We start from the raw sequence: 23,509 nt of genomic DNA, 5'->3' as shown, positions 1-23,509 counted from the left end.
CTGCGATCTTTTGATCTATTTTCAGCCCAGTTTCTGCGCCAGCACCGCAATGTGCTCTGGCCCGATCCCGCAGCAACCGCCCAAATGGCTGGCACCGCGCTGCTGCCAGTCAATCGCCCAGTGCAAGTACCCCGGCGGATCCAGATCCTCGCGCAGCGGATCAAGTCCGTCATTGGCCGTAGCTTCTTTTGGCTGCGGCGGAAACGCATTGGCGTAAGCACCAATGTTTATCTTCACCCCCAGGCGCTCGAAGGTTTCACGCGCTGCATCAATCGCGGCACCGATCACTTCCGGCTGACTGCAATTGAACAGCAACGTCTCGACGCCCAATTCAGCCGCCACCGCCGCCGCTTCGGCGACTGGCTCACCAGAGCGCAGGCGCGGCACTTCATCAGTGTCTTCGTCCTTCAAGGTGAACGACAACCAGAACGGTTTGCCATCCTTCGGCAACCCGGCGTGAATGGCTCGCGCCTCGATGATCGAACTCTGGGTTTCCGCCAGCCACACATCAACATGCGCTGCCAGGCCGTTGACCAAGGGCGCCAGCAACTCAGTCACTCGGGCGGCCTCGAACAGATCCGGACGATAGGAGCCGAACAGCGGCGGCAATGAGCCGGCCACCCGCACGGATTTCCCCGAGGCTTGCACCGCACGTCGCGCCAGTTCACCGGCCAACGCCGCCAGTGCCTGCCCTTCAGCGGCGAAGCGTTCCTCACCAATATGGAACGGCACCACGGCATAACTGTTGGTGGTAATCACATTGGCGCCACTGGCGATATAAGCGGCATGTACCGCCTCAACCGCTTGCGGCGCCTCGCTCAACGCCAGCGCCGACCACTCCGGCTGGCGAAATGGCGCACCGGCGCGCTGCAACTCACGGCCCATGCCGCCATCGAGAATAATCGTGCTGCCTGCGCCCATATGCTTTTCACTCATATGCTTATGAAAATAACTCACTATCAGAGTCGTTCTTATAACTATTTAATACGCACCATTCCGTTAAAAACAACCTCTTTTTTATCCAGGGATCGACTGTGAAATTTAATCCGCTACTGGCCCTGGGCCTGACCATTCTGGCCGCCTCCACGCAAGCCTTTGCTGGCACGACGCTGGACCGTATCGAGCAAAAGAAAGAGCTGGTCGGCGTGCTGATGGAAAGCTATCCACCGTTCTCGTTTCTCAACGACCAGAATCAGCTTGATGGCTTCGACGTTGATGTCGCCAAAGCCGTGGCGGACAAGTTAGGCGTCAAGCTGCGACTCGAAACGCCGTCGTGGGACGTCATTGCCGCCGGCCGCTGGAGCGGGCGCTACGATATCTGCATCTGCTCGATGACGCCGAGCAAGGCCCGCGCCGAGGTATTCGATTTCCCGGTCGAGTACTACGCTTCGCCGGCGGTGATCGTGGTCAATGCCAAGGATGAGCGGATCCACGACGCCAAGGATCTGAGTGGCAAAAAAGTCGGCCTCACCAGCGCGTCCAGTTACGAAAGCTATCTGAACAAGAACCTGGTCATCGAAGGCGCCGAAGACACGCAGCTGCAGTACCCGTTCGAAGATGTGCAGATCGCGCCGTACGATACCGATAACGTCGCCTTCCAGGACTTGGGCCTGGGCGCCGGCGTGCGCCTGGATGCAATCCTCACCAACCTCGTCACCGCGCAGCCACGCCTGAACCAGGACAAACGCTTCAAACTGGCCGGCGCGCCGCTGTATTCGGAGCCGAACTCGGTGGCCATCGAGAAGGGTGACGCGCAATGGGATGCCAAAGTGCGCGAGGTGTTCGCGCAACTGAAACAGGACGGCACCCTGAGCAAGCTGTCGCAAAAATGGATCGGCGCTGATATCAGCCAATGACTTCTTTCCCGACACCGCCACAGCCACCGCAACCGGTGGCTGAATCACGCCTGCAACGGATGTTCGGGTTTCGTACGCGGCTGTACCTGACCTGGGCCGCGCTGTTCTGCCTGTTCGCCGGGTTCTTCCTGAGCTTCGACCTGAAGTTCTCGATCATCCTCGACAAACTGCCCAATCTGGTCGGCCTGCACCTGGCGCCCAACGGCTTCTTGCAGGGTGCAGCGCTGACGCTTTTCCTCTGTGTGTGCTCGATTGTCGCTTCGTCCCTGCTGGGCTTCATCACGGCATTGGCACGCCTGTCGAAAAGTGCCGTGGCGTTCGGCATCGCCAGTTTTTACACCTCGTTCTTTCGCGGCACGCCACTGCTTATCCAGATCCTGCTGATCTACCTCGGCTTGCCGCAACTGGGCATCGTGCCTGGCGCCATCGTCGCGGGCATCATTGCCTTGTCGTTGAACTACGGCGCCTATCTCAGCGAGATCTTCCGCGCCGGCATCCTCGGTGTCGACCACGGCCAGCGCGAAGCTTCGCTGGCACTGGGTATGCGCGAGACGGTGATTTTCTGGCGCATCACCCTGCCGCAAGCCATGCGCACGATCATCCCGCCCACCACCAACCAGTTCATCTCGATGCTCAAGGACTCGTCACTGATCTCGGTGATGGGCGTCTGGGAAGTGATGTTTCTCGCCCAGTCATACGGGCGCTCAAGCTACCGCTACATCGAAATGCTGACGACGGCGGCGATCATCTACTGGCTGATGTCCATTGGACTGGAGTTGATTCAGGCACGAATGGAGCGGCATTACGGCAAGGCTTACGTGCGACGGAGCTAGGGGGATCGGCACCTTGCGGGTTGCGTCGGGTTTTAATGGGGCTCTCGGCGTACCCGCACAACGCCCATTTTCAGGCCAAACAATCGGAATATTGAGTCCAACGACCTCAACGTCTGATTACCCTCAGCGTGCTCTATGTGTATCAACGTGCGGACCGAAATTTTGCACATCTTAGCGAATTGGATTTGATGCAGCCCTGTCACCTCAACTCGTAAACGGCGGACGGCTTCGCTGATTTCCAATGTCCCGTCGGCCAGCGCCTCTTGAATGCTTTCGATGAGCGCCATGCGTTCGAGAACTGTCATTACCATTTTCCTCTCCAATCTTCGAGCGCCGCATAAGGCTCAATAAACATTAATGGCGCGGGGATTGATTGATGTGAGTGCTTCGGCGTTTGAATCAAAACTTACCGCACCTAATGAGAGAAGCAGGCAAAAAAACTGCAACAAAATGCAGAAATTAATATATTTCAGCGCTGAAGATGCAAAACAATGCAGATCAACCACCGACATCATTCTGTAAAAACCCTTCGCTATACAGGACGGCCCGCTTATAACAAAAAGGCCGTCCGACCATGCCGTTCCCGCCCCAGCGTCTGTCCCTTGCCATTGCTCTGTTGATCGCTGCCACGGCAGCCCACGGCAAAACCGTGCAGATCGACACCGCCACCACGGCAGCACAAACGCTGGGTGGCAGCGACACGTTGACGATTTCCGCGCCGGGCAGCATCACCAACAGCGGCAAGGCTGTGAGCCTGAAAGACAAGACCAGCGGTGCCGGTGTGGTGATCGACAACGCCGGCAAAATCGTTTCCAGCGGTGGCCGGGCCATCGACAGCAGTGGCGACCTGACCCAGGCGCGCAACTACACGATTTACAACCGCAGCGGCGGGCAGATTCGCGGTGCCAACGACGCGTTGCGTATCGACAGCAACTTTGTCAGCGGCAGCCTGTTGATCGACAACAGCGGCGTGATTCGCTCCACCACCGGCCAGGGACTGGATCTCGATGCGCTGCGCAGTGACGGCGTGAAGACCACCATTATCAACCGCGTCGGCGGGCTGATTCGCGGCGACGCCAGCGACGGCATGAAGACCGGCGCGAATGCGACGATCAGCAACTATGGCGAGATTTCGTCCGGCGATTCGCACAATGCCGACGGGAAATTCGACGGCATCGATATCGATTCCGCGAGCGGCGTCAGTGTGACCAACTACGGGGTGATTTCCGGTGGCCGCCATGGCATCACCACCGATCTTGGCGCGACGCTGATCAACTACGGGCAGATCACCGGCCGCAATGGTTCCGGCTTCGGTTCCGACGGCGATGGCACGGTGATTAACCACGGCACCATCACTGGCGCTTACTCAGGCTTGCAAGCGAACGGTGACGGCGACGGCGTGGACATCGACAAGATCGCCCACATCGAAAACTACGGGACCATTCAAGGCGTCGGTGCCGGCGGTGTCGACAAGGGCGGTTTCGCCAATGGCAGCGAAGGTATCGCGCTGGGTGGCGGTTACATTCTCAACGCCAGCAACGCTTTGATCAGCGGCGCCGACAGCGCCATTCTGGTCGACGATGGCAGCGGCGGCTCGGGGCTGGCGGCGACCACTCTGGAAAACTTCGGCACCATTCAAGGCCTCAACGGTTTCGGCGTGAAGCTCGTCGGCGAGTTCGCCGACAACGTCATCAACGGCGGCACGATCAGTGGCAGCAATGGCCTGGCGCTGGATCTGGGCGGCGGTAACGACAGTCTGACCCTGCGCAACGGCAGTCGCTTTGTCGGCGTGGTGGATGGCGGCAGCGGTTACGACCGGGTGGTGATGGACGATGCGGCCGGTGGCAGCTTCGGCGCCAGTCGTAACTTCGAATGGCTGGAGGTCGAACAAGGTGCGTGGACACTCACAGGCAGCGGCGACTTCAGCGACGGCGGTGCAGTGCGCAACGGCGCAAAACTGATCAATCAGGGCAGCATCGCCGGTAACCTGACCGTGGATGCCGGCGGTGTGTATGCCGGTGGCGGTTCGGTGGGCAGCCTCACCGTCAACGGCACATTGCGCACCGACACCGGACTCGGTCGCGCAACCATCGTTCGCGATTTGAACATGGGCAGCGCAGCCATCCTCGCCTACGGCGTCAACGCCGATGGCAGCAGCGCACCGGTACAGGTCGGCGGCATCGCCAATCTCAATGGCGCAACGCTCGCGGTCAATCCCGGTAGCGGCACGTATCCCTGGCAGAGCCACTACACTGTGCTGCAAGCGGCGCAGGTCAACGGCACCTTCGGCAAGGTCAGCAGCGACTATGCATTCCTGACGCCGACCCTTGCCTACACGCCTACCCAAGTTGACCTGACCTACACTCGCAACGACGTGGCTTTCAATGAGTTTGCCACGACCGGCAACGGCACAAACGCCGCCAACAGCCTCGCCTCAATCGGCAAAAACAGTGCGCTGTACAACGCCTTGCTCAATACCAGCCAAAGCAGCGCCGGCGCAGCAATCGAGCAACTGGCCGGTGCCAGCAACGCCAACCTGACCAACGCCACCCTCAGCGCCAGCAGTCAGGTCGGCAGCAGCATGCTCTCGGCGATGCAGCAAATGGGCGGCAGCCCGGGACTGCTGGTCGGCCTCGATCAACGCGACACGCCCGTGCTGGCGGCCAACGGCGTGCCGACCGAGGCGCGCAACCTGAATGATCCGAACGCTCACGGCCGGCTCTGGCTGCAAGGCATCGGCGGCTACGGCAAGCTCGATGGCGAACACGGCAGCAGTGGTCTGGAACAACGCACCAAGGGCAGCGTGCTGGGCGCCGACTGGTCACTGAATCCAGCGTGGCGCCTGGGCGTACTGGGTGGTTATTCGAAAACCGATCTGGACGCGACCGGCGTCGACGGCAACGTCGAGAGCTGGCACGCCGGCGTCTACGCGCTGCACCAGAACGGCCCGATCGCTTTGCGCCTCGGCGCGGCGTACAGCGGCCATCAGGGCGAAAGCAAACGCACCATCGCCTTCAATGGTTTCAGCGACCGCCCGAAAGGCGATTACGACGCCGATAGCCAGCAAGCCTTCGCCGAACTCGGCTATGCCATGGGCAGCGGCCGCCTCAGCGCCGAGCCCTTCGCCAGCCTCGGTTATCAGCGCTACCACCGCGACAGCTATAAGGAAAAAGGCGGCGCCGCCGCGCTGCAAGTCGACAGCCAGACCCAGGACAACTTCAGCAGCACCTTCGGCCTGCGCCTGGCGCACTTGAGCAGCCTCGACAACGGCATGAGCGTGACCCCGCGCATGGCTGCTGGCTGGAAACACACTTACGGCGATGTCGGCAGCTCGACGCGTCAGGCGTTTGTGACTGGCGGCACGGCGTTCAGTGTCGATGGTAGCTCGCTGGATCGCGACAGCCTGGTGCTGGAAGCCGGGCTGGATGTGGGGATTTCTGCGCGGCAAACGCTGGGTGTGGGATACAGCGGTGAGATCGGCAGCAACAGCCGCAATCACGGTTTGATCGGGCAGTGGCAGATGAGTTTTTGAGGTTGAACAGGCGGCGCGGTCTTGATTGGTTGTAGGAAAAAGAGCCGCTGCAGCCGAGCAAAACTCCGGGTTCCAGATCATACGGTCATTTTCTACAAAACGATGCGATGTCGCCTGCAAGCCTGCGGGAAGCAGCCGACATCGGATTTTCGGGTGCATCAATAGAGTTGGGTCTCCTTTCAAAAAAGGCCCTACCTAATGCCCCTTCAACACACTTTCAAACCAAAACACTTGGCTTTGGCCATTTCGCTGGCGCTGGCTTGTGTAGAGCTTGCCAACGCTCAGCAATCCTCTGAAGTCGCTGATTCAACCGCAGTCGTGAATGCCAATGAATTGCCCAAAACCAGCGCTAAAGAAATGGCGCTTGAACGACTCAAGGGATTTCTCACCGACCCAAGTACGGTACCCATCGCTTTTAAAACCCCTGAAGAAACGTTTAAAGGTACCGCTGTAAACGATCTGATCACACTCACGGACGGCGCAAGCTTTACCGGCCTGCTGGATGGTGGCGCAGGAGATAACGTCCTGTTCCTGGATGCAGCGGCAGGCGGCGAGCTGAAAGACACGCGTAATTTCAACGGCCTGCTCCTCAGCCGGGGCGACTGGACTCTGAGTTCCAAGGGTGACTTCAAGGACGGCGTGCTGGTCAACAGCGGTACCGCTTTGACCAACCTGGGGGGCATCAAGGGCGATGTCTATGTCGAAAGAGGTGGCAGCTTTGCAGGTAAAGGCGCTGTGGGCAGCCTGGAGGTCGCCGGCCTGCTCTCCGTCAATGGGGCACTCGGCAGTCCGCGCGTGAAAGGCGACTTGCGCTTGTCCCCAACCGCCGAGCTGGCTTATGAGGTCACGCCCAGTGGCAGTCAAACGATCAAGGTCGATGGCACTGCCAGGCTGGAAGGTGCAACCCTGAACGTCGTTGCCGTTCCAGGGGAGTATCCGCAAAGTCGCCAGTACAAAATCATCGAAGCCGGCAAGGTAGAAGGCGAATTCGGCAAGGTCCTTAACAACCTCGCCTTTATGACCGCCACACCTCAGTACAACAAAAAATCTGTCGGGCTGACTTATGCCCGTAACGGTGAGCCGCTTGCGAGCGTTGCCACAACAGACAACGGTCGTGCAGTTGCCGACAGCATTGTCGAACCACAAACGCCTGCGCCATTCGCGACGCCAACGCCAACGCCAACGCCATTGACGGCTTCCGCATCAGTTCCAGTTCCAGTTCCAGTTCCGCCATCGGCGTCGACGCTCGTTGCAGAGTCCGTCCCATCGCCAATGCAGGACGAACCTCTTACTGCGCAAGTTAACGAGACCGCCGAACAGCCCGCCCCTGCGCCACTAAAACCCACAAACGCAGCAGTCGCCGCACTACTGACCAGCGACAAAACCACCGCCCCCGTCGCCATCGAACAACTCGCCGCCGGCAGCAACGCCAATCTCGCCAAAGCCACGCTAAGCAGTATCACTCCGGTGAGCGCGAGCATGCTCTCGGCCATGCAGCAACTGAATAGCCGTTTCGGTTCTGCCTACGGTTCCGGCAACTCACCGCGTCAGGCCGCCGGCGGCGCCGACTCCGGGCGGGTGTGGATTCAGGCGCTCGGCCATGGCGGCAAGGTTGACCGCGAGTTCGACAGCACCCTGAAACACGCGACCCAAGGCCTGGTCATGGGCGCCGACTGGCGGCTCGATGAGCAATGGCATATCGGCCTGGTCGGTGGTAAATCGCAAACCAGACTCGACGCTCGGCAATACGATGGCGACCTCGACAGCTGGCACCTCGGCGCCTACGCCGTGCGCCAGGACGGACCGTTCTCACTGCGTCTCGGGGCGACCTATGCCAGCCATGACGGCGACAGCAAGCGGCGAGTGGCCTTCAACGGCTTCAGCGATCGTCTCAAGGGCAACTATGACGCCAACACCCAGCAAGCCTTTGCCGAACTGGCGGTCAATGTTGGCCGGCACAACGCGACGCTCGAACCGTTCGCCAGCCTCGGCTATCAGCGCTATCAGCGCGACAGCTACAGCGAAAAAGGTGGGGATGCAGCGCTGAAAGTCTTTGGGCAAACCCGCGACAACCTCAGCAGCACCTTCGGCCTGCGCACGGCAAAAATCACTCGGCTGGATAACGGCATGACGCTGACGCCGCGATTCAGTGCCGGTTGGAAACACACCTTTGGCGAGATCGAAAGCGACACCCGCCAACAACTGGTCAAGGGTGGCAAGCGGTTTGAGGTTGCCGGTGCCGCGCTGGATCGCAACAGCCTGTCGGTGGATGCCGGCCTCGATCTTGGGCTGTCAGCCAATCACTCCGTCGGCGTTGGTCTTACCGGTGAAATGGCCACTGACAGCCGCACTCACGGCGTGATGGGCCAATGGCGCATGGCGTTTTAACTGACACAACATTTTCTGTAGGAGTTGCCGAAGGCTGCGATCTTTTGATCTTTGTTTTTATTAACCCAAAACAACATCAAAAGATCGCAGCCTTCGGCAGCTCCTACAGGTGAAAAATTCAGGCAAAAAAAAGGGGAGCACATGCCCCCCCGAGGTTTAAAGCGTTGGATCGCGGCCGTTATCTCAGCCTTCGATCTCGATCAGAATTTCACCCGGATTGACCCGATCACCCTTGGCCACATGAATGGCGGTGACCTTGCCGGCAACCGCAGCCTGGACTTCGGTTTCCATCTTCATCGCTTCGGTGATCAGCACAGCCTGACCCGCCTTGACAGTGTCACCCTCCTTGACCAGCACATCGACGATGTTGCCCGGCATGGTGGTGCTGACGTGGCCCGGCGCCGAGGCTTGCTTGCGCTTGCTGCTGCCACCGCTGACGAACTCGTTGAGCGGCTCAAACACCACTTCTTCCGGCATGCCGTCGATGGACAGGTAGAAGTGACGCTTGCCTTCAGCCTTGACGCCGACACCGGTGATGTCGACGCGGTAGGTTTCGCCGTGGACGTCGATAACGAACTCGGTCGGCACGCCTTCGCCGCCAGCCTTGGTCACACCGCCAGCCTCTGGAATCGGCAGCAGCACTTCCGGCGTGAGGGTTCCGGCCGCGCGCTCTTCGAGGAACTTGCGACCGATGTCCGGGAACATGGCGAAGGTCAGCACGTCTTCTTCCGACTTGGCCAGTGCGCCGATGTCGGCACGCAGCTTGGTCATTTCCGGCTTGAGCAGATCGGCCGGACGCACATCGATGACTTCTTCACTGCCGATCGCCTGACGACGCAGTTTTTCGTTCACTACGCCCGGTGCTTTGCCATAGCCGCCTTGCAGGTAAAGCTTCACTTCGTTGGTGATAGTCTTGTAGCGCTCGCCGGCCAGCACGTTGAAGAACGCCTGGGTGCCGACGATCTGCGAGGTCGGCGTCACCAGCGGCGGGAAGCCAAGGTCTTCACGTACACGCGGGATTTCCGCGAGGACTTCAGCCATGCGGTTGAGTGCGCCCTGCTCTTTCAACTGGTTGGCAAGGTTGGAGATCATCCCGCCCGGCACCTGGTTGACTTGCACGCGAGTGTCGACCGCGGTGAATTCGCTTTCGAACTGGTGGTACTTCTTACGCACGGCGTAGAAGTAAAGGCCGATCTCTTGCAGCAGCTCGAGGTTCAGGCCGGTGTCGAACTCGGTGCCTTTGAGTGCAGCAACCATCGACTCAGTGCCTGGATGGCTGGTGCCCGAGGCGAAGCTGGAGATTGCGGTGTCGATATGATCGGCGCCGTTTTCGATCGCCTTGAGTTGGCACATGGTCGCCAGACCGGCGGTGTCGTGCGAGTGGATAAACACCGGCAGCGATTGCTCGGCTTTCAACGCACGCACCAGTTCACCGGTGGCGTACGGGGTCAACAAGCCAGCCATGTCCTTGATCGCCACCGAGTCGCAACCCATGGCTTCCATCTGCTTGGCTTGGGCCACGAACGCATCGATGGTGTGAACCGGACTGGTGGTGTAAGCGATGGTGCCTTGCGCATGTTTGCCGGCCGCCTTCACCGCTTCGATGGCCACGCGCAGGTTACGCACGTCGTTCATCGCGTCGAAAATGCGGAACACGTCGATGCCATTTACCGCAGCCTTGGCAACGAACGCTTTGACCACGTCATCGCTGTAATGGCGGTAGCCCAGCAGGTTCTGGCCGCGCAAAAGCATTTGCAGACGCGTGTTAGGCAGCGCCGCACGCAGTTGGCGCAGACGCTCCCACGGGTCTTCTTTGAGGAAGCGGACGCAGGCGTCGAACGTCGCACCGCCCCAGCATTCCAGCGACCAGTAGCCGACTTTGTCGAGCTTGTCGCAGATCGGCAGCATGTCTTCGGTGCGCATGCGGGTGGCGAGCAGCGATTGGTGAGCGTCGCGCAGGATGGTATCGGTGACAAAAATCTTTTTGGACATTGTTGTATTCCTCACAGGCCTGCGTGGGCGGCGATGGCGGCGGCGATGGCCAGGGCCAGCTCTTCGGGTTTGCGCTTGATCGAGTAGTTGGTCAGTTCCGGGTGGCTTTCAACGAAGCTGGTATTGAACTGGCCGCTACGGAATTCCGGGTTGCGCAGGATTTCCTGATAGTACGCCGCGGTGGTCTTCACCCCCTGCAGACGCATGTCGTCGAGGGCGCGCAGACCACGGTCCATCGCCTCTTCCCAGGTCAGTGCCCAGACCACCAGTTTCAGGCACATCGAGTCGTAGAACGGCGGAATGGTGTAGCCGGTGTAGATCGCTGTGTCGGTGCGCACGCCCGGACCGCCGGGGGCGTAGTAACGGGTGATCTTGCCGAAGCTCGGCAGGAAGTTGTTCTTCGGGTCCTCAGCGTTGATGCGGAACTGCAACGCGAAACCACGGTGCTGAATGTCTTCCTGCTTGACCGACAACGGCAGGCCGGAGGCGATGCGAATCTGCTCGCGGACGATGTCGATCCCGGTGATTTCTTCGGTGATGGTGTGTTCCACCTGCACCCGGGTGTTCATCTCCATGAAGTACACCTCGCCCTCGGCGAGCAGGAACTCCACAGTACCGGCGTTCTCGTAACCTACAGCCTTGGCTGCACGCACCGACAGGTCGCCGATGTAGGCGCGCTGTTCCGGAGTCAGTTGCGGGCTCGGGGCGATTTCGATGAGCTTCTGGTTGCGACGCTGGATCGAGCAATCACGCTCGAACAGGTGCACGACGTTGCCAAAGCTGTCGCCGAGAATCTGCGCTTCGATGTGCTTGGGATTGACGATGCATTTTTCCAGGAACACTTCGGCAGAGCCGAACGCCTTGGTCGCTTCGGAAATCACCCGAGGGAAATTCTGTTCGAGTTCTTCGCGGCTATTGCAGCGACGGATACCGCGCCCGCCACCACCGGAAGTGGCTTTGAGCATCACCGGGTAACCGATGCGGTCGCCCTCGGCCAAGGCCTCTTCGATGTCGGCCACGTTGCCTTCGGTGCCCGGCGTAACCGGCACACCAGCCTTGATCATGCTGCGGCGCGCTTCGGTCTTGTCGCCCATGCGGCGAATGACTTCCGCCGACGGGCCAATGAATTTGATGCCGCGTTCAGCGCAAATGTCTGCCAGCTCGGCGTTTTCCGAGAGGAAACCGTAACCGGGGTGCAACGCATCGCAGCCGGTTTCAACCGCCAGGTTCACCAGCTTGCGCGGGTTCAGGTAACCGGCCAGTGGCTCGGCACCGATGCTATGGGCCTCGTCCGCACGCTTCACATGCAACGCATGACGGTCGGCGTCGGAAAAAATCGCAACCGAGCGAATGCCCATTTCGGCGCAGGCTCGCACGATTCGTACGGCAATCTCACCACGGTTGGCGATCAGGATCTTTGTTATCACTTGGAGGTTCCCTTGAGCCGGTGGCACCACGACCTGCTAGACCCAGGTCGACGCGTGACCAAATGTTTCAATTTAGTCGCAGGTCCACACTAGCGCTCATGAGGGATTAACAAAAATGAATAAAAATTGGGTCAGGCATAAGCAAAGACTTATAGTTGAAACATCAGCCCGCCGTCAGAGCCTATAAAAAATGCGTAAGTCCTTGATGCGTATGACATTGCGCCAGTTGCAGATCTTCAACGAAGTGTGTGATTTACGCTCTTACAGCCGCGCAGCCGAGGAAATGTCCCTCACGCAACCGGCCGTCAGCCTACAGATTCGTCAGCTCGAGGAGCTGATCGGCCAGCCATTATTCGATTATGTCGGTAAAAAACTCTACATGACCGAAGCCGCTGAAGCCTTGCAGCGCGCAAGCCGGGACATCTTCGGACGCCTGGAAAACCTCGATATGCAACTGTCGGACATGCAGGGCTCGTTGCAGGGTCAGCTGAAACTGGCGGTCGAATCGAGCGCCAAATACTTCGTCCCGCACCTGTTCGCCGCGTTCAAGCGCCAGCACCCGGAAGTGAATCTGCAATTGACGGTAGTCAACCGTGGTCAAGTGATCCGGCGGCTGTCGGACAACCGCGATGATCTGGTGATTATGTCGATGGTGCCGCAGGACATGGGCCTGGAGTTCTTGCCGTTCCTCAACAATCCGATCGTTGCCGTGGCGCGTCCGGATCATCCGTTGGCGCACATGGGCCCGTTGCGTTTGCAGGATCTTGAACCCTATACATTGCTGATCCGCGAACCGGGTTCGGGCACGCGACTGGCCTGCGAAGAGTATTTCAAAGAGAAGCGCGTGCACTTCACCCAGACGCAGGAAGTGGCCTCGGCCGAAGCTCAGCGTGAATGCGTGCAGGCGGGTCTGGGCCTGGCGCTGTTGACGCGCCACGCCCTGAACCTGGAGCTGGCGACCGGCGGACTCGTCGAGCTGCCGGTCGAGGAATTGCCGCTGCTGCGCAGTTGGTGCCTGGTGCAAGCCAAAGCCAAACGCCTGTCACCGGTAGCGCACGCCTTCCTGGCGTTTATCCGCAGCGAACGCGTGCAGATCAGCGCGCTGGTTGAGCGTTTCGACGGGAAGCTGCGGGCGTTGCCTGCCAGTGATTGATCTCGGGAAAGTCGCCGATTTCGGCCTGAAGCTGACGGAGTTCGAAGCGATCTTCGATAGCGCGGCGAAATTCCATGCGGCGCTGGTCTTCCTGCTGACGACGGGTTTTCGCGGCGCTGTTGCGTTCTTCGTAGGGCTGAGCCATTTCGAGTCTCCCAAGGCGATGACGGGAGTTTCACGATAGGCGGGAGGGATGACGGTTTGATGAAAGTTGCCGCCCAAAAAGCAAAAGATCGCAGCCTTCGGCAGCTCCTACATTGATCCGTGTAGGAGCTGCCGAAGGCTGCGATCTTTTGATCTTAATCATCCAGGGCTTTGGCGGCCTTGGGCGATAAGCGCAAGCTGCGCAGACTGCGCTTCACGCTCTTGAGGTGATTGACCAGGCTTGGCCCGCGCGCCATCGCTACGCCCATCGCCAGCACATCGATCACCACCAGGTGCGCGATACGCGACGTCAGCGGCGTATAAATCTCCGTGTCTTCATGCACATCGATCGCCAGATTGACCGTCGACAATTCGGCCAACGGCGTCTGGCTCGGACACAGGGTAATCAGCGATGCCCCGCTCTCGCGCACCAGATTGGCAGTGATCAGCAAATCCTTGGAACGCCCCGACTGCGAAATGCAGATCGCCACATCGGTCGGCTTCAACGTTACCGCCGACATTGCCTGCATGTGCGGATCGGAATACGCCGCCGCCGTCAGCAGCAAACGAAAGAACTTGTGCTGCGCATCCGCCGCCACTGCACCCGAGGCACCGAAGCCATAGAACTCGACGCGCTGCGCCTGCGACATCAACGTCACTGCGCGCTGCAACTCGACCGGATCGAGCTTCTCGCGAACCTCCATCAAGGTGTGCAACGTGGTGTCGAAAATCTTCAGGCTGTAATCGGCAACCGAGTCGTCTTCATGGATCGCGAACTGGCCGAAGCTGGCACCGGCGGCCAGGCTTTGCGCCAGTTTGAGTTTGAGATCCTGAAAACCGGAACAACCGATGGCGCGACAGAAGCGCACGATAGTCGGCTCACTGATGCCGACGCTGTGGGCCAGGTCGGCCATGGAACTGTGCATCACCGCCGCAGGGTCAAGCAGCACGTGGTCGGCGACCTTGAGCTCCGACTTGCGTAACAGGTGACGTGACTGGGCGATGTGTTGCAGCAGATTCAAGGGGCTGGACTCTTCTTATGGGCAAGGATGTAGCACGCTTGTAGTTATACTACATGAATTGGCTTTTTGCCTGCTCAATGCGTAACTCCATGTCCCCATATCAGGCGCGATGAGGAGCATGTAGCCCTTAAAACGGATTATCCTGCGCGCGCAAAAGCCCGGCCAGACTGGCAGCCTCCACAGGCCGACTGATCAGATAACCCTGCACCTCATCGCAACGCTCAACGCGTAAAAATTCCAGCTGCTCCAGGCGCTCGACACCTTCAGCTACCACCTTCAGCGATAGTCCATGCGCCATGGCGATGATCGCGCGAGTGATCGCCGCGTCTTCGCTGCCCTCACCCAACCCGCGAATGAACGCCTGATCGATCTTCACGTAATCCACCGGAATGCGCTTGAGGTAACTCAACGACGAATAGCCTGTGCCGAAATCGTCAATGGCCAGTTTCACGCCCAGATCACGTAGCTGCTGGAAGGTCGCGATGATGTGTTCGACGCTGTCGAGCAACTGGCTTTCGGTCAATTCCAGTTCGAGGTAGTGCGGCGCCAGACCGGTTTCCTCCAGCACCTGCCGCACCAGACTGACCAGCTTGCCCTGACGCAATTGATGCACCGACAGGTTCACCGAAACCCGGATCGGCTCCAGCCCCTGACGCTGCCATTCACAAGCCTGCCAGCACGCCTGACGCAGGACAAATTCGCCGATCGGCCCGATCAGACCGGTTTCCTCGGCCAACCCGATGAAATCCCCCGGCGGCACCCGGCCCATGCTCGGATGATCCCAACGCACCAGTGCTTCCGCGGCATTCAACCGCCCGGTTTCAAGGCACAACTTCGGTTGATAGAACACTTTGAGCTGCTTTTCTTCGATGGCTTTGCGCAACTGATTTTCCAGCTGCAAGCGCTCAAGGGTGCTGGCTTGCAGGCTGTCGGTGTAGAACTGGAAGTTATTGCCGCCTAGATGCTTGGCGTGTTGCATAGCCATGTTCGACTGGCTGACCAGCGCAGAAATCTCCCGGGCGTTGTCCGGCAGCATGCTGATGCCCATCGAGGCGCTGACCACCAGCTCATGCCCCTCGACCGTCAGTGGCAGTCGCAACTTGCTCGACAAGCGCGTGGCAACCCGGGCCAGACTCGACAGGTTGCCGTAGGCATCGAACAGCACGGCGAATTCGTCGCCGGACAACCGCGCGATGGTGTCCGCTTCCGGCAAGGCGTTGACCAGACGGCGCGCCATTTTCTGCAGCAACTGGTCGGCAATCTCATGGCCGAGGCTGTCGTTGAGCAATTTGAAGCGATCCAGATTGATGTGCAGCAACGCCAGACTGCGCCGGCCTTGACGCGAGCGTTGATGCGCTTCATGCAAACGCTCGCGAAACAGTGAGCGGTTGGCCAGCCCGGTGAGTTCGTCGTAATGGGTCAGATAGCGCAGGCGCTCTTCAGATTCGCGTCGCGCCGACAGATCGGCGAAGAAGCCGACGATATGACTGACATTTCCCCGACCATCACGTACCGCATTAAGTTGCAGCCACTGCGGATACAGCTCGCCGTTTTTGCGCGTCTCCACCAGTTCGCCCTGCCAACTGCCATGCTGCTCAAGCGCATGGCGGATCGCCACGTAATGACGGCGGGCATCGCGGCTGCACGGTAATTCGACGACATTGCGCCCGAGCATGTCTTCGATGTCGTAGCCGGTGACGCGGCTGAACGCCTGATTGATCGCGATCAGCGCATAGTTCGGGTCCAGAATCACGATGCCTTCACTGGCCGCTTCGAATACGGTCGCCGCCAGGCGCTGCTGCTCTTCGAGGCTTTTGCTGGCACTGATGTCGCGGCGGGTGCCGACCATGCGGATCACCCGACCGCTGTCGCTGCGTTCTACCGCGCGGCCACGGTCTTCGATCCAGACCCAATGGCCATCGCCGTGGCGTACGCGGTATTCGATCTGATAGTCCTCGGTACGACCCTTCAAGTGCTCGATCAACGCGTATTTCAGCGTCGGCACATCATCTGGATGCAGACGTGGCTTGAGGTCGCGCAACAGCGCCGTGACGTATTCCGGAGCGAGGCCGAACAGCTCCTGAATCTGCGTGTGGTGAACTTCATCGGTTTGCAGGTTCCAGTCCCACAACCCCAACTCACTGGCCTTCAACGCCAGCGCCAGCCGCGCCTCGCTTTTGCTCAGGGCCTGATTGGCGGCGTCCAGTTCAAGGCTGCGCTGGACCACGCGGTCTTCGAGTTCGACCTGCGCTTCACGCAACTTGCCCTCGGCGCAGCGGCGCTGGTCGATTTCTTTGGCCAACTCTTGATTGAGCTGTTCGCTGCGCGCCTGCGTCTGTTGCAGGTGTTCGATCAAGTGCTGATTCTGGAAGCGCCGTAGCAAGCCGCGATCGATCAGCCGATTGACCTGCCATGCCACCACGCTCAGCGAGCCGAGCAGGATCAGGCCGAGCCAGCCCCAACCGCGCGCCTGCTCGTCACCGCCCCAGAACAGATAACCGATCGCCGGCAACAGACAGGGCAAGGTAAAGGAGAGAAACGCTGGCAGGCTCACCGCGTAGGCAACGCTGGCCGACAGGGTTGCGGCGCCAATCAGGCCGAACACCCAAGCCTGTTGGATGAAGTTGTCGGCGGGCACCAAGGCGATGCCGGCACCGGCCAGGGTCAGGCCGGTCATGGTCGAGCCAAGCAGAAACATCCGCCGCCAGATCGGTTGCGCCTGACGATCAGGGATCGCCGAATCGAATGCCGCCACCTGAATCACCCGCAGCGCGACCAATGACAGCAACCATACCAGCCAGACGCTGACCACGAAGTAGCGCTGCGGGCTCCAGAGCAGGCCGGCGCAGACCAGACCATTGATCAACATGAACAGCGTGGGCAACAACGAGCCCTGATACAGCAGACGCGTGCGCTCGACCGCCATTTCGACGGCATAGTGCTTGCGGATAACCCGGGGTTCCACGGAGGGGCCCGACAGTTCGGAGCTGAGGGTCATGGGCAACGTTCTTGTTCTTATAAGGAGGGCGTGCGCCCGAAACGTGGACGGAGCATACACAAGCCGATCCCGTTGCCAAACTGCTCCAGATCATAATTTCACCGAAACTGTTCCGCCCTTTGCCACCGGCCAAACCCTTGAAGCGCGGCGGGCCGATGCCTGCAGGCAGTGACCGACCGGTCGTCATCGACAGGACTTTCATCGGCTAATGCAAAGCTCGGTTTGCCCGGGCCTGCGGCGCACCCTAGAATGCCCCGATGCGCGATGATCTCTCCCTTCTGCTGAACTCCCTCAACGATGCCCAACGCCAGGCCGTAGCAGCCCCCGTTGGCCGTCAGTTGGTCCTGGCCGGTGCTGGCTCCGGTAAAACCCGAGTGCTGGTGCACCGTATCGCCTGGTTGATCCAGGTCGAAAACGCCTCGCCCCACTCCATCCTGTCGGTGACCTTCACCAACAAGGCCGCTGCCGAGATGCGTCACCGCATCGAGCAGTTGCTGGGCATCAACCCGGCCGGCATGTGGGTCGGCACCTTCCACGGCCTGGCGCACCGCTTGCTGCGGGCGCACTGGCAGGAAGCGGGCCTGAGCCAGACCTTCCAGATTCTCGACAGCGACGACCAGCAACGGCTGGTCAAGCGGGTGATCCGCGAGCTCGGTCTCGATGAGCAACGCTGGCCGGCACGTCAGGCGCAGTGGTTCATCAACGGCCAGAAAGACGAAGGCCTGCGCCCGCAACACATTCAGGCCAGCGGCGATTTGTACCTGGCGACCATGCGCGGCATTTACGAAGCCTACGAGGCGGCGTGCCAGCGTGCCGGCGTCATCGACTTCTCCGAACTGCTGCTGCGCGCCCTCGACCTCTGGCGCGATCATCCGGGCCTGCTGGCGCATTACCAAAAGCGCTTCCGACATATTCTGGTGGACGAGTTCCAGGACACCAACGCCGTGCAATACGCCTGGTTGCGCCTGCTCGGCAAGGGCGGCGACAGCCTGATGGTGGTGGGCGACGACGACCAGTCGATTTACGGCTGGCGTGGCGCGAAGATCGAAAACATTCATCAGTATTCTTCCGACTTCGCCGATTCGGTGACCATTCGTCTGGAGCAGAATTATCGCTCCACCGCCGGCATCCTCAAGGCTGCCAACGCCCTGATCGCCAATAACACCGGGCGTCTGGGCAAAGAACTGTGGACCGACGGCGGCGATGGCGAAGCGATCAATCTGTACGCTGCGTTCAACGAACACGACGAAGCACGCTACGTTGTCGAAACCATCGAAAGCGCGCTGAAAACCGGCTTGGCCCGTAGCGATATTGCGATTCTGTATCGCTCCAACGCCCAATCACGCGTTTTGGAAGAAGCTTTACTGCGTGAACGCATTCCGTATCGCATCTATGGCGGTCAGCGCTTCTTCGAGCGTGCGGAAATCAAGAACGCGATGGCGTACCTGCGTTTGCTCGAAGGTCGCGGCAACGATGCGGCGCTGGAACGGGTAATCAACGTTCCAGCCCGTGGCATCGGTGAAAAAACCGTCGAAGCGATCCGCGACCATGCACGGCACAGCGATGTGTCGATGTGGGAAGCCATGCGCCAATTGGTCGCCAACAAAGGCCTGACCGGTCGCGCTGCCGGTGCGCTGGGTGCGTTTATCGAGTTGATCGAGAACCTCGCCGCCAAGTGCATGGAAATGCCGTTGCACCTGATGACGCAAACCGTCATCGAACAGTCCGGCCTGATTGCCTACCACGAAGCGGAAAAAGGTGAGAAAGGCCAGGCCCGGGTAGAAAACCTTGAGGAACTGGTCAGCGCCGCACGCAACTTCGAAAACACCGAAGAAGACGAAGAGCTGACGCCGCTGGCGGCATTCCTCGGCCACGCTTCGCTGGAGGCGGGTGACACTCAGGCCGACGAGCACGAAGACAGTATTCAGTTGATGACGCTGCACAGCGCCAAGGGACTGGAATTCCCTTACGTGTTCCTCGTCGGTATGGAAGAAGGCCTGTTTCCGCACAAGATGAGCCTGGAAGAACCCGGTCGTCTTGAAGAAGAACGGCGTCTGGCCTACGTCGGTATCACCCGGGCGATGCAGAATCTGGTGATGACCTATGCGGAAACCCGACGCCTGTACGGCAGTGAAACCTATAACAAGGTTTCGCGTTTCGTCCGCGAAGTGCCGAAAGGCCTGATTCAGGAAGTGCGTTTGTCGAACAGCGTCAGCCGTCCGTTCGGCGGCAACCAGTCGATGAGCGGCAGCAACCTGTTCAGTGGCAGCGAAATCCCGGAAACGGGGTTCAGCCTCGGTCAGGCAGTACGCCATTCGATCTTTGGTGACGGCGTGATCCTCAACTTCGAAGGTGCCGGCGCGCAGGCGCGGGTGCAGGTCAACTTCAGCGAAGGCAGCAAGTGGCTGATGCTCGGTTACGCCAAGCTGGAAGCGATCTGACGACCTGCACTGAACAAATGTGGGAGCGAGCCTGCTCGCGAAAGCGGTGTGTCATTCAGCACTCATATGTCTGACACGGCACCTTCGCGAGCAGGCTCGCTCCCACAGATAATACGGCGCACAGTGCATCAATCCCGCTGAACCTATCGCCTTTTCCTACAGACAAAAGTAGATAGGCTGATTGCCTCGCGAAGCTGAACGCGACCTGTCAGGCAAAAGCCCGAAACACTCTCTCGCTAGCCAGTAACACTTCAGCTGTGCAACATGGCGCGCGTGTCTCCACAAACGGGAATTCCCTTTATGAAACGTTTTCTTAGCATCGCCATGGCGTTGTGCATCGGCCTGACGATGAGCCTCGACGCCAACGCCAAGCGCTTTGGTGGTGGCAAAAGCGCCGGCGCTGCGCCGACGCACCAGACCAGCCAGATGGCTCCTTCTTCTCCAGGTGTCGGCGGTGCTGCTGCGACCGCAGGTGCTGCCGGTGCCGCAGGCGCTGCCGCCAAGGCCGGCGGTGCTTCGAAATGGCTCGGCCCTCTGGCCGGTATCGCCGCCGGTGGCCTGCTGGCGTCCATGTTCATGGGCGGTGGCTTCCAGGGCATGCAGATCTTCGACATCCTGATCATGGCCGTGATCGCGTTCGTGATCTTCCGCTTCATCGCCGCGCGTCGCCGCAAGCAGCAGGAGCAATTCGCTCCGGCCGGCGCGCCGATGCAGCGTGAAGTGTTCGAGCAGAAACCTGCCGCCATGGGTTCGATCTTCGGTGGTTCGGCTGCACCTGTTGCCGCTCGTCCGGTGATCAACGCACCAGCCTGGTTTAACGAGCAGAACTTCCTTGAAGCTGCACGCAGCCACTTCCAGTCGCTGCAGCAGCACTGGGACGCCAACGAAATGGACAAGATCGCCGAGTTCGTGACCCCGCAAATGCTTGAGTTCCTCAAGCGTGAGCGTGCAGATCTGGGTGACGCGTTCCAGTCGACCTACATCGACAACCTTCAGGTGCAACTGGACGGCGTCGATGACCGTGCCGACAAGACCATCGCCACCCTGACCTTCAGCGGTGTGTCGAAGTCCTCGCGCTTCGACCAGGGCGAAGTGTTCAGCGAAAGCTGGAACATGGAACGTCCGCAGGGCGAGAACCAGCCTTGGCTGGTTGCCGGTATCCGCCAGAACGGCTGATCCCTCGCACGCTTCACTTGCTGTAATAAAAACCCCAGCCTCGGCTGGGGTTTTCTATTTCGCGGTTGCATCTATAGCGAGCTACTGTATAAACCGGCCCATATAAACCGCGCCATTCAAGCAAGAGGATCCCGGACGTGGAAGAAATCATCGAACAACTGCGTGAAGCCAACGAACCCGTGCCGGTTCCTTTGGAATTGCCTGACGAAGACCAACTGGTCGAAGTCGAAGAAGAACTGTTCATCAACATTCCGTTCGTCTTCAAAGAATTTTTGCTGACTGTCAGCGACGTGGTGTACGGCAGTCTGGAACCGGTGACCGTCACCGACCCGCAATCGCACACCTATCTGCCGGACGTCGCAGCCAATGCCTGGGACATCGGTGTACCGCGTGATCTGATCCCGATCTGCCAAGACGGCGACAACTACTACTGCGTCGAAGAAGACGGCACCGTGGTGCTGTGGTCCGGCGAAGAAGAGCTGATCACCGAAGAATCCTGGGAATCAGTGTGGCACTGGGCGCGGGACGTCTGGCTGGAAAGCTGATCGGCCAGCCGCCCCGGGTGGTCAATGCCCCGACGACTCCTTGTGGTTGTCGAGGGTTTCCAGCAGCGCCACCTGCATCCGCGTGTGCACGCGGATGAACCAGCGCCAGAGCAGCGCCGCTACCGCAGCGGCGACTACGGCGATCAGCACCAGTAACTTGTTGGTCGGCAGAATACTGGCCGACAAGGCTGCCAACAGCAGGAAAATCACCAGCAGCGAGAGAATCGGGATCACTTCGGAGATCACCCGACGCACTCGCTGCGTGTGCCGCCCGGCCATCTCCGGCTTCACGCCCATCTCAGCCAGCAGCATCGACAGCGCCTTGAGCTTGCGGTAAGCGGCAATCAGGAACGGCAACGACACCAGCAACGCCCCACCCCAAATCAACGCCTTCTGCCAGCTCGGATCACTGATCCAGTCTTGCAGCGACAGCGAGATGCGTTCGGCGAAATACGCGCCGGCGAAGAAGATCGCGATGACCAGCGCCAGATTGACCCCGACCTGGAGCAAAATCTTGCGGATAATCGACGCCAGCATCGCGCCCTCGCCTTGCGGCTGGATGCTGCGCAGCCATTCGCCGTACATGCCCAGCACACGGCCGAGAGGCTTGGGCACCGCCGCAGATAGCTTGATCGACAGCGGATCGGCTGCACGGATCAGATACGGTGTCAGCAGCGTAGTGATCACCGACACAGCCACGGCGACCGGATAAAGGAAGTTGCTGGTGACCTGCAAGGTCATACCCAGCGCGGCGATGATGAAGGAAAATTCGCCAATCTGTGACAGCCCCATCCCCACCCGCAGTGAGGTGCGTCCGTCGTTGCCGGCGATAAAGGCCCCGAGGCCGCAGGACAACATCTTGCCGAGCACAACGGCCACGGTGATCACCGCAATCGGCCACGCATATTCGAGAAGGATCATCGGGTCGAGCATCAGGCCGATGGCAACGAAGAAGATCGCGCTGAACAGATCGCGAACCGGCTCGATCAGCCGCTCGATCTTCAGCAATTGCCGCGACTCGGCCATGATCGCGCCGATCAGGAACGCACCGAGGACCATGCTGTATTCAAGCTTGACCACCAGCAGGCAAAAGCCGAAACACAGGCCCAGCACCGTGATCAGCAGCATCTCGTTGCTTTCGAATTTGGCCACGTAAGCCAGCAAACGCGGCACCAGCAGAATGCCGATGACCAAAGCGACGATCATGAACAGCGACAGCTTGCCGACTGTGGAGAACACTTCTCCGGAGCTGACGGTGCCGCTCACTGCGATGCTCGACAGTAGCGCGATGATGCCGATGCCGAGGATATCTTCGACGATCAGCACGCCGAAGATCAACTGCGCAAAGCGCTCGTTTTTCATCTTCAGATCGTTGAGCGCTTTGACGATGATGGTGGTCGAGGAGATCGCCAGAATCGCGCCGAGGAACAGCGAGTCCATGGTGTTCCAGTCGAACCAGCGGCCGATTTCGTAGCCGATCCAGATCATCAGGACGATTTCGAGGAACGCCGCAATAAACGCCGTGGCACCGACCTTGAACAACTTGCGCAGGCTGAACTCCAGCCCCAGGCAGAACATCAGGAAGATCACCCCGAGTTCGGCGAGGGTCTTGATGGTTTCTTCATCGTGGATCAGGCCGAACGGCGGCGTGTGCGGGCCGATGATGAAGCCGGCGACGATATAGCCGAGCACCACCGGTTGCTTGAAACGGTGGAACAACACGGTCACCACGCCTGCGACCAACATGATCACTGCCAGATCCTGAATAAAGCTGATGGCATGCATGGCGTGGGCTCCTTGAATGACGAGGCTCGCCAGCAGACGTCAGAAATGTCTGGGCGAGCGAGGTAAAAATCCGCTTTTCGTGTGGGAATTGCCTTTGTAAGGGGCTTTTGCAGGTTAACACCGCGACTTGCGGCTGGAAGGCGGTGCAATATATGGAAACAGATCGATTCCGGCGTGACGGCGGCGAGTCGCCCGGCGTCCCGATAACGGTGCTTTA

The 23,509-nt window shown here is 59.7% G+C and carries 16 protein-coding genes; 8 read left to right on the top strand and 8 right to left on the bottom strand.

What is annotated here, in order from left to right:
• Nucleotides 1-21 precede the first annotated feature (21 nt).
• Entirely contained in the window at nucleotides 22-921 is a 900-nt protein-coding gene (locus tag CKW38_RS15395; RefSeq protein ID WP_095113181.1) for a homocysteine S-methyltransferase family protein, read from the bottom strand.
• 113 nt (nucleotides 922-1,034) lie between these two features.
• On the opposite strand from CKW38_RS15395, the gene CKW38_RS15390 reads away from it, so the two are divergent.
• The gene (locus tag CKW38_RS15390) at nucleotides 1,035-1,856 is read left to right on the top strand and encodes an ABC transporter substrate-binding protein (RefSeq protein WP_095113180.1); all 822 of its coding nucleotides are present in this window, start codon (nucleotides 1,035-1,037) and stop codon (nucleotides 1,854-1,856) included.
• Nucleotides 1,853-2,689, top strand: a complete 837-nt coding sequence (locus tag CKW38_RS15385) for an amino acid ABC transporter permease (RefSeq protein WP_095113179.1) — start codon at nucleotides 1,853-1,855, stop codon at nucleotides 2,687-2,689. The genes CKW38_RS15390 and CKW38_RS15385 overlap by 4 nt, the downstream gene beginning before the upstream one ends.
• A 32-nt stretch (nucleotides 2,690-2,721) precedes the next feature.
• On the opposite strand, the gene CKW38_RS15380 is transcribed toward CKW38_RS15385, so the two are convergent.
• Nucleotides 2,722-3,000, bottom strand: coding sequence for a helix-turn-helix transcriptional regulator (locus CKW38_RS15380; protein WP_007912084.1), 279 nt, complete (start codon nucleotides 2,998-3,000; stop codon nucleotides 2,722-2,724).
• A 263-nt stretch (nucleotides 3,001-3,263) separates the two neighbouring features.
• Here CKW38_RS15380 and CKW38_RS15375 point away from each other — a divergent pair, with 263 nt between their 5' ends.
• Together CKW38_RS15375 and CKW38_RS15370 are read left to right on the top strand one after the other, a co-directional pair.
• Nucleotides 3,264-6,221, top strand: coding sequence for an autotransporter domain-containing protein (locus CKW38_RS15375; RefSeq protein ID WP_095113178.1), 2,958 nt, complete (start codon nucleotides 3,264-3,266; stop codon nucleotides 6,219-6,221).
• A 198-nt stretch (nucleotides 6,222-6,419) separates the two neighbouring features.
• Entirely contained in the window at nucleotides 6,420-8,609 is a 2,190-nt protein-coding gene (locus CKW38_RS15370; RefSeq protein WP_095113177.1) for an autotransporter domain-containing protein, read from the top strand.
• A gap of 183 nt (nucleotides 8,610-8,792) precedes the next feature.
• On the opposite strand, the gene oadA is transcribed toward CKW38_RS15370, so the two are convergent.
• Both oadA and CKW38_RS15360 read right to left on the bottom strand, forming a co-directional pair.
• A complete protein-coding gene (oadA, locus tag CKW38_RS15365; protein WP_007912076.1) occupies nucleotides 8,793-10,601 on the bottom strand; it encodes a sodium-extruding oxaloacetate decarboxylase subunit alpha in 1,809 nt (602 codons plus the stop codon).
• An 11-nt stretch (nucleotides 10,602-10,612) separates the two neighbouring features.
• A complete protein-coding gene (locus CKW38_RS15360; RefSeq protein ID WP_025112637.1) occupies nucleotides 10,613-12,028 on the bottom strand; it encodes an acetyl-CoA carboxylase biotin carboxylase subunit in 1,416 nt (471 codons plus the stop codon).
• 190 nt (nucleotides 12,029-12,218) lie between these two features.
• Here CKW38_RS15360 and CKW38_RS15355 point away from each other — a divergent pair, with 190 nt between their 5' ends.
• A complete protein-coding gene (locus CKW38_RS15355) occupies nucleotides 12,219-13,181 on the top strand; it encodes a LysR family transcriptional regulator (protein WP_007912073.1) in 963 nt (320 codons plus the stop codon).
• Here the strand turns inward: CKW38_RS15355 and CKW38_RS15350 are convergent.
• From CKW38_RS15350 to CKW38_RS15340, 3 genes are all read right to left on the bottom strand, one after another.
• Entirely contained in the window at nucleotides 13,123-13,326 is a 204-nt protein-coding gene (locus CKW38_RS15350) for a PA3496 family putative envelope integrity protein (RefSeq protein ID WP_007912072.1), read from the bottom strand. The genes CKW38_RS15355 and CKW38_RS15350 overlap by 59 nt on opposite strands.
• A 154-nt stretch (nucleotides 13,327-13,480) precedes the next feature.
• Entirely contained in the window at nucleotides 13,481-14,347 is an 867-nt protein-coding gene (gene hexR / locus CKW38_RS15345) for a transcriptional regulator HexR (RefSeq protein WP_007912071.1), read from the bottom strand.
• A gap of 127 nt (nucleotides 14,348-14,474) precedes the next feature.
• The gene (locus CKW38_RS15340) at nucleotides 14,475-17,345 is read right to left on the bottom strand and encodes a bifunctional diguanylate cyclase/phosphodiesterase (RefSeq protein ID WP_095113176.1); all 2,871 of its coding nucleotides are present in this window, start codon (nucleotides 17,343-17,345) and stop codon (nucleotides 14,475-14,477) included.
• Between the two features lie 257 nt (nucleotides 17,346-17,602).
• On the opposite strand from CKW38_RS15340, the gene uvrD reads away from it, so the two are divergent.
• The 3 genes from uvrD to CKW38_RS15325 all read left to right on the top strand — a co-directional run bounded on the left by uvrD (nucleotide 17,603) and on the right by CKW38_RS15325 (nucleotide 21,507).
• A complete protein-coding gene (gene uvrD, locus CKW38_RS15335) occupies nucleotides 17,603-19,786 on the top strand; it encodes a DNA helicase II (RefSeq protein ID WP_007912069.1) in 2,184 nt (727 codons plus the stop codon).
• A gap of 300 nt (nucleotides 19,787-20,086) precedes the next feature.
• A complete protein-coding gene (locus CKW38_RS15330; protein ID WP_007912068.1) occupies nucleotides 20,087-20,962 on the top strand; it encodes a Tim44 domain-containing protein in 876 nt (291 codons plus the stop codon).
• A 137-nt stretch (nucleotides 20,963-21,099) separates the two neighbouring features.
• Nucleotides 21,100-21,507, top strand: coding sequence for an SMI1/KNR4 family protein (locus CKW38_RS15325; RefSeq protein WP_095113175.1), 408 nt, complete (start codon nucleotides 21,100-21,102; stop codon nucleotides 21,505-21,507).
• Between the two features lie 21 nt (nucleotides 21,508-21,528).
• Here CKW38_RS15325 and CKW38_RS15320 read toward each other — a convergent pair whose 3' ends face one another.
• Nucleotides 21,529-23,292, bottom strand: a complete 1,764-nt coding sequence (locus CKW38_RS15320; protein WP_038359446.1) for a cation:proton antiporter — start codon at nucleotides 23,290-23,292, stop codon at nucleotides 21,529-21,531.
• Nucleotides 23,293-23,509: the final 217 nt, after the last annotated feature.

The sequence above is a fragment of the Pseudomonas sp. Irchel 3H7 genome (genome assembly GCF_900187605.1).
In the GTDB taxonomy this organism is placed as follows: domain Bacteria; phylum Pseudomonadota; class Gammaproteobacteria; order Pseudomonadales; family Pseudomonadaceae; genus Aquipseudomonas.
Note: the sequence above shows the minus strand (reverse complement) of the source record. Positions and strands in the feature narration are given on the sequence as shown.

Coding starts and splice junctions, on each gene's coding strand:
- CKW38_RS15395 (WP_095113181.1), bottom strand. CDS start 921: ATGGGCGCAGGCAGCACGATTATTCTCGATGGCGGCATGGGCCGTGAG.
- CKW38_RS15385 (WP_095113179.1), top strand. CDS start 1,853: ATGACTTCTTTCCCGACACCGCCACAGCCACCGCAACCGGTGGCTGAA.
- CKW38_RS15380 (WP_007912084.1), bottom strand. CDS start 3,000: ATGGTAATGACAGTTCTCGAACGCATGGCGCTCATCGAAAGCATTCAA.
- CKW38_RS15375 (WP_095113178.1), top strand. CDS start 3,264: ATGCCGTTCCCGCCCCAGCGTCTGTCCCTTGCCATTGCTCTGTTGATC.
- CKW38_RS15370 (WP_095113177.1), top strand. CDS start 6,420: ATGCCCCTTCAACACACTTTCAAACCAAAACACTTGGCTTTGGCCATT.
- oadA (WP_007912076.1), bottom strand. CDS start 10,601: ATGTCCAAAAAGATTTTTGTCACCGATACCATCCTGCGCGACGCTCAC.
- CKW38_RS15355 (WP_007912073.1), top strand. CDS start 12,219: ATGCGTAAGTCCTTGATGCGTATGACATTGCGCCAGTTGCAGATCTTC.
- CKW38_RS15350 (WP_007912072.1), bottom strand. CDS start 13,326: ATGGCTCAGCCCTACGAAGAACGCAACAGCGCCGCGAAAACCCGTCGT.
- CKW38_RS15340 (WP_095113176.1), bottom strand. CDS start 17,345: ATGACCCTCAGCTCCGAACTGTCGGGCCCCTCCGTGGAACCCCGGGTT.
- uvrD (WP_007912069.1), top strand. CDS start 17,603: ATGCGCGATGATCTCTCCCTTCTGCTGAACTCCCTCAACGATGCCCAA.
- CKW38_RS15330 (WP_007912068.1), top strand. CDS start 20,087: ATGAAACGTTTTCTTAGCATCGCCATGGCGTTGTGCATCGGCCTGACG.
- CKW38_RS15320 (WP_038359446.1), bottom strand. CDS start 23,292: ATGCATGCCATCAGCTTTATTCAGGATCTGGCAGTGATCATGTTGGTC.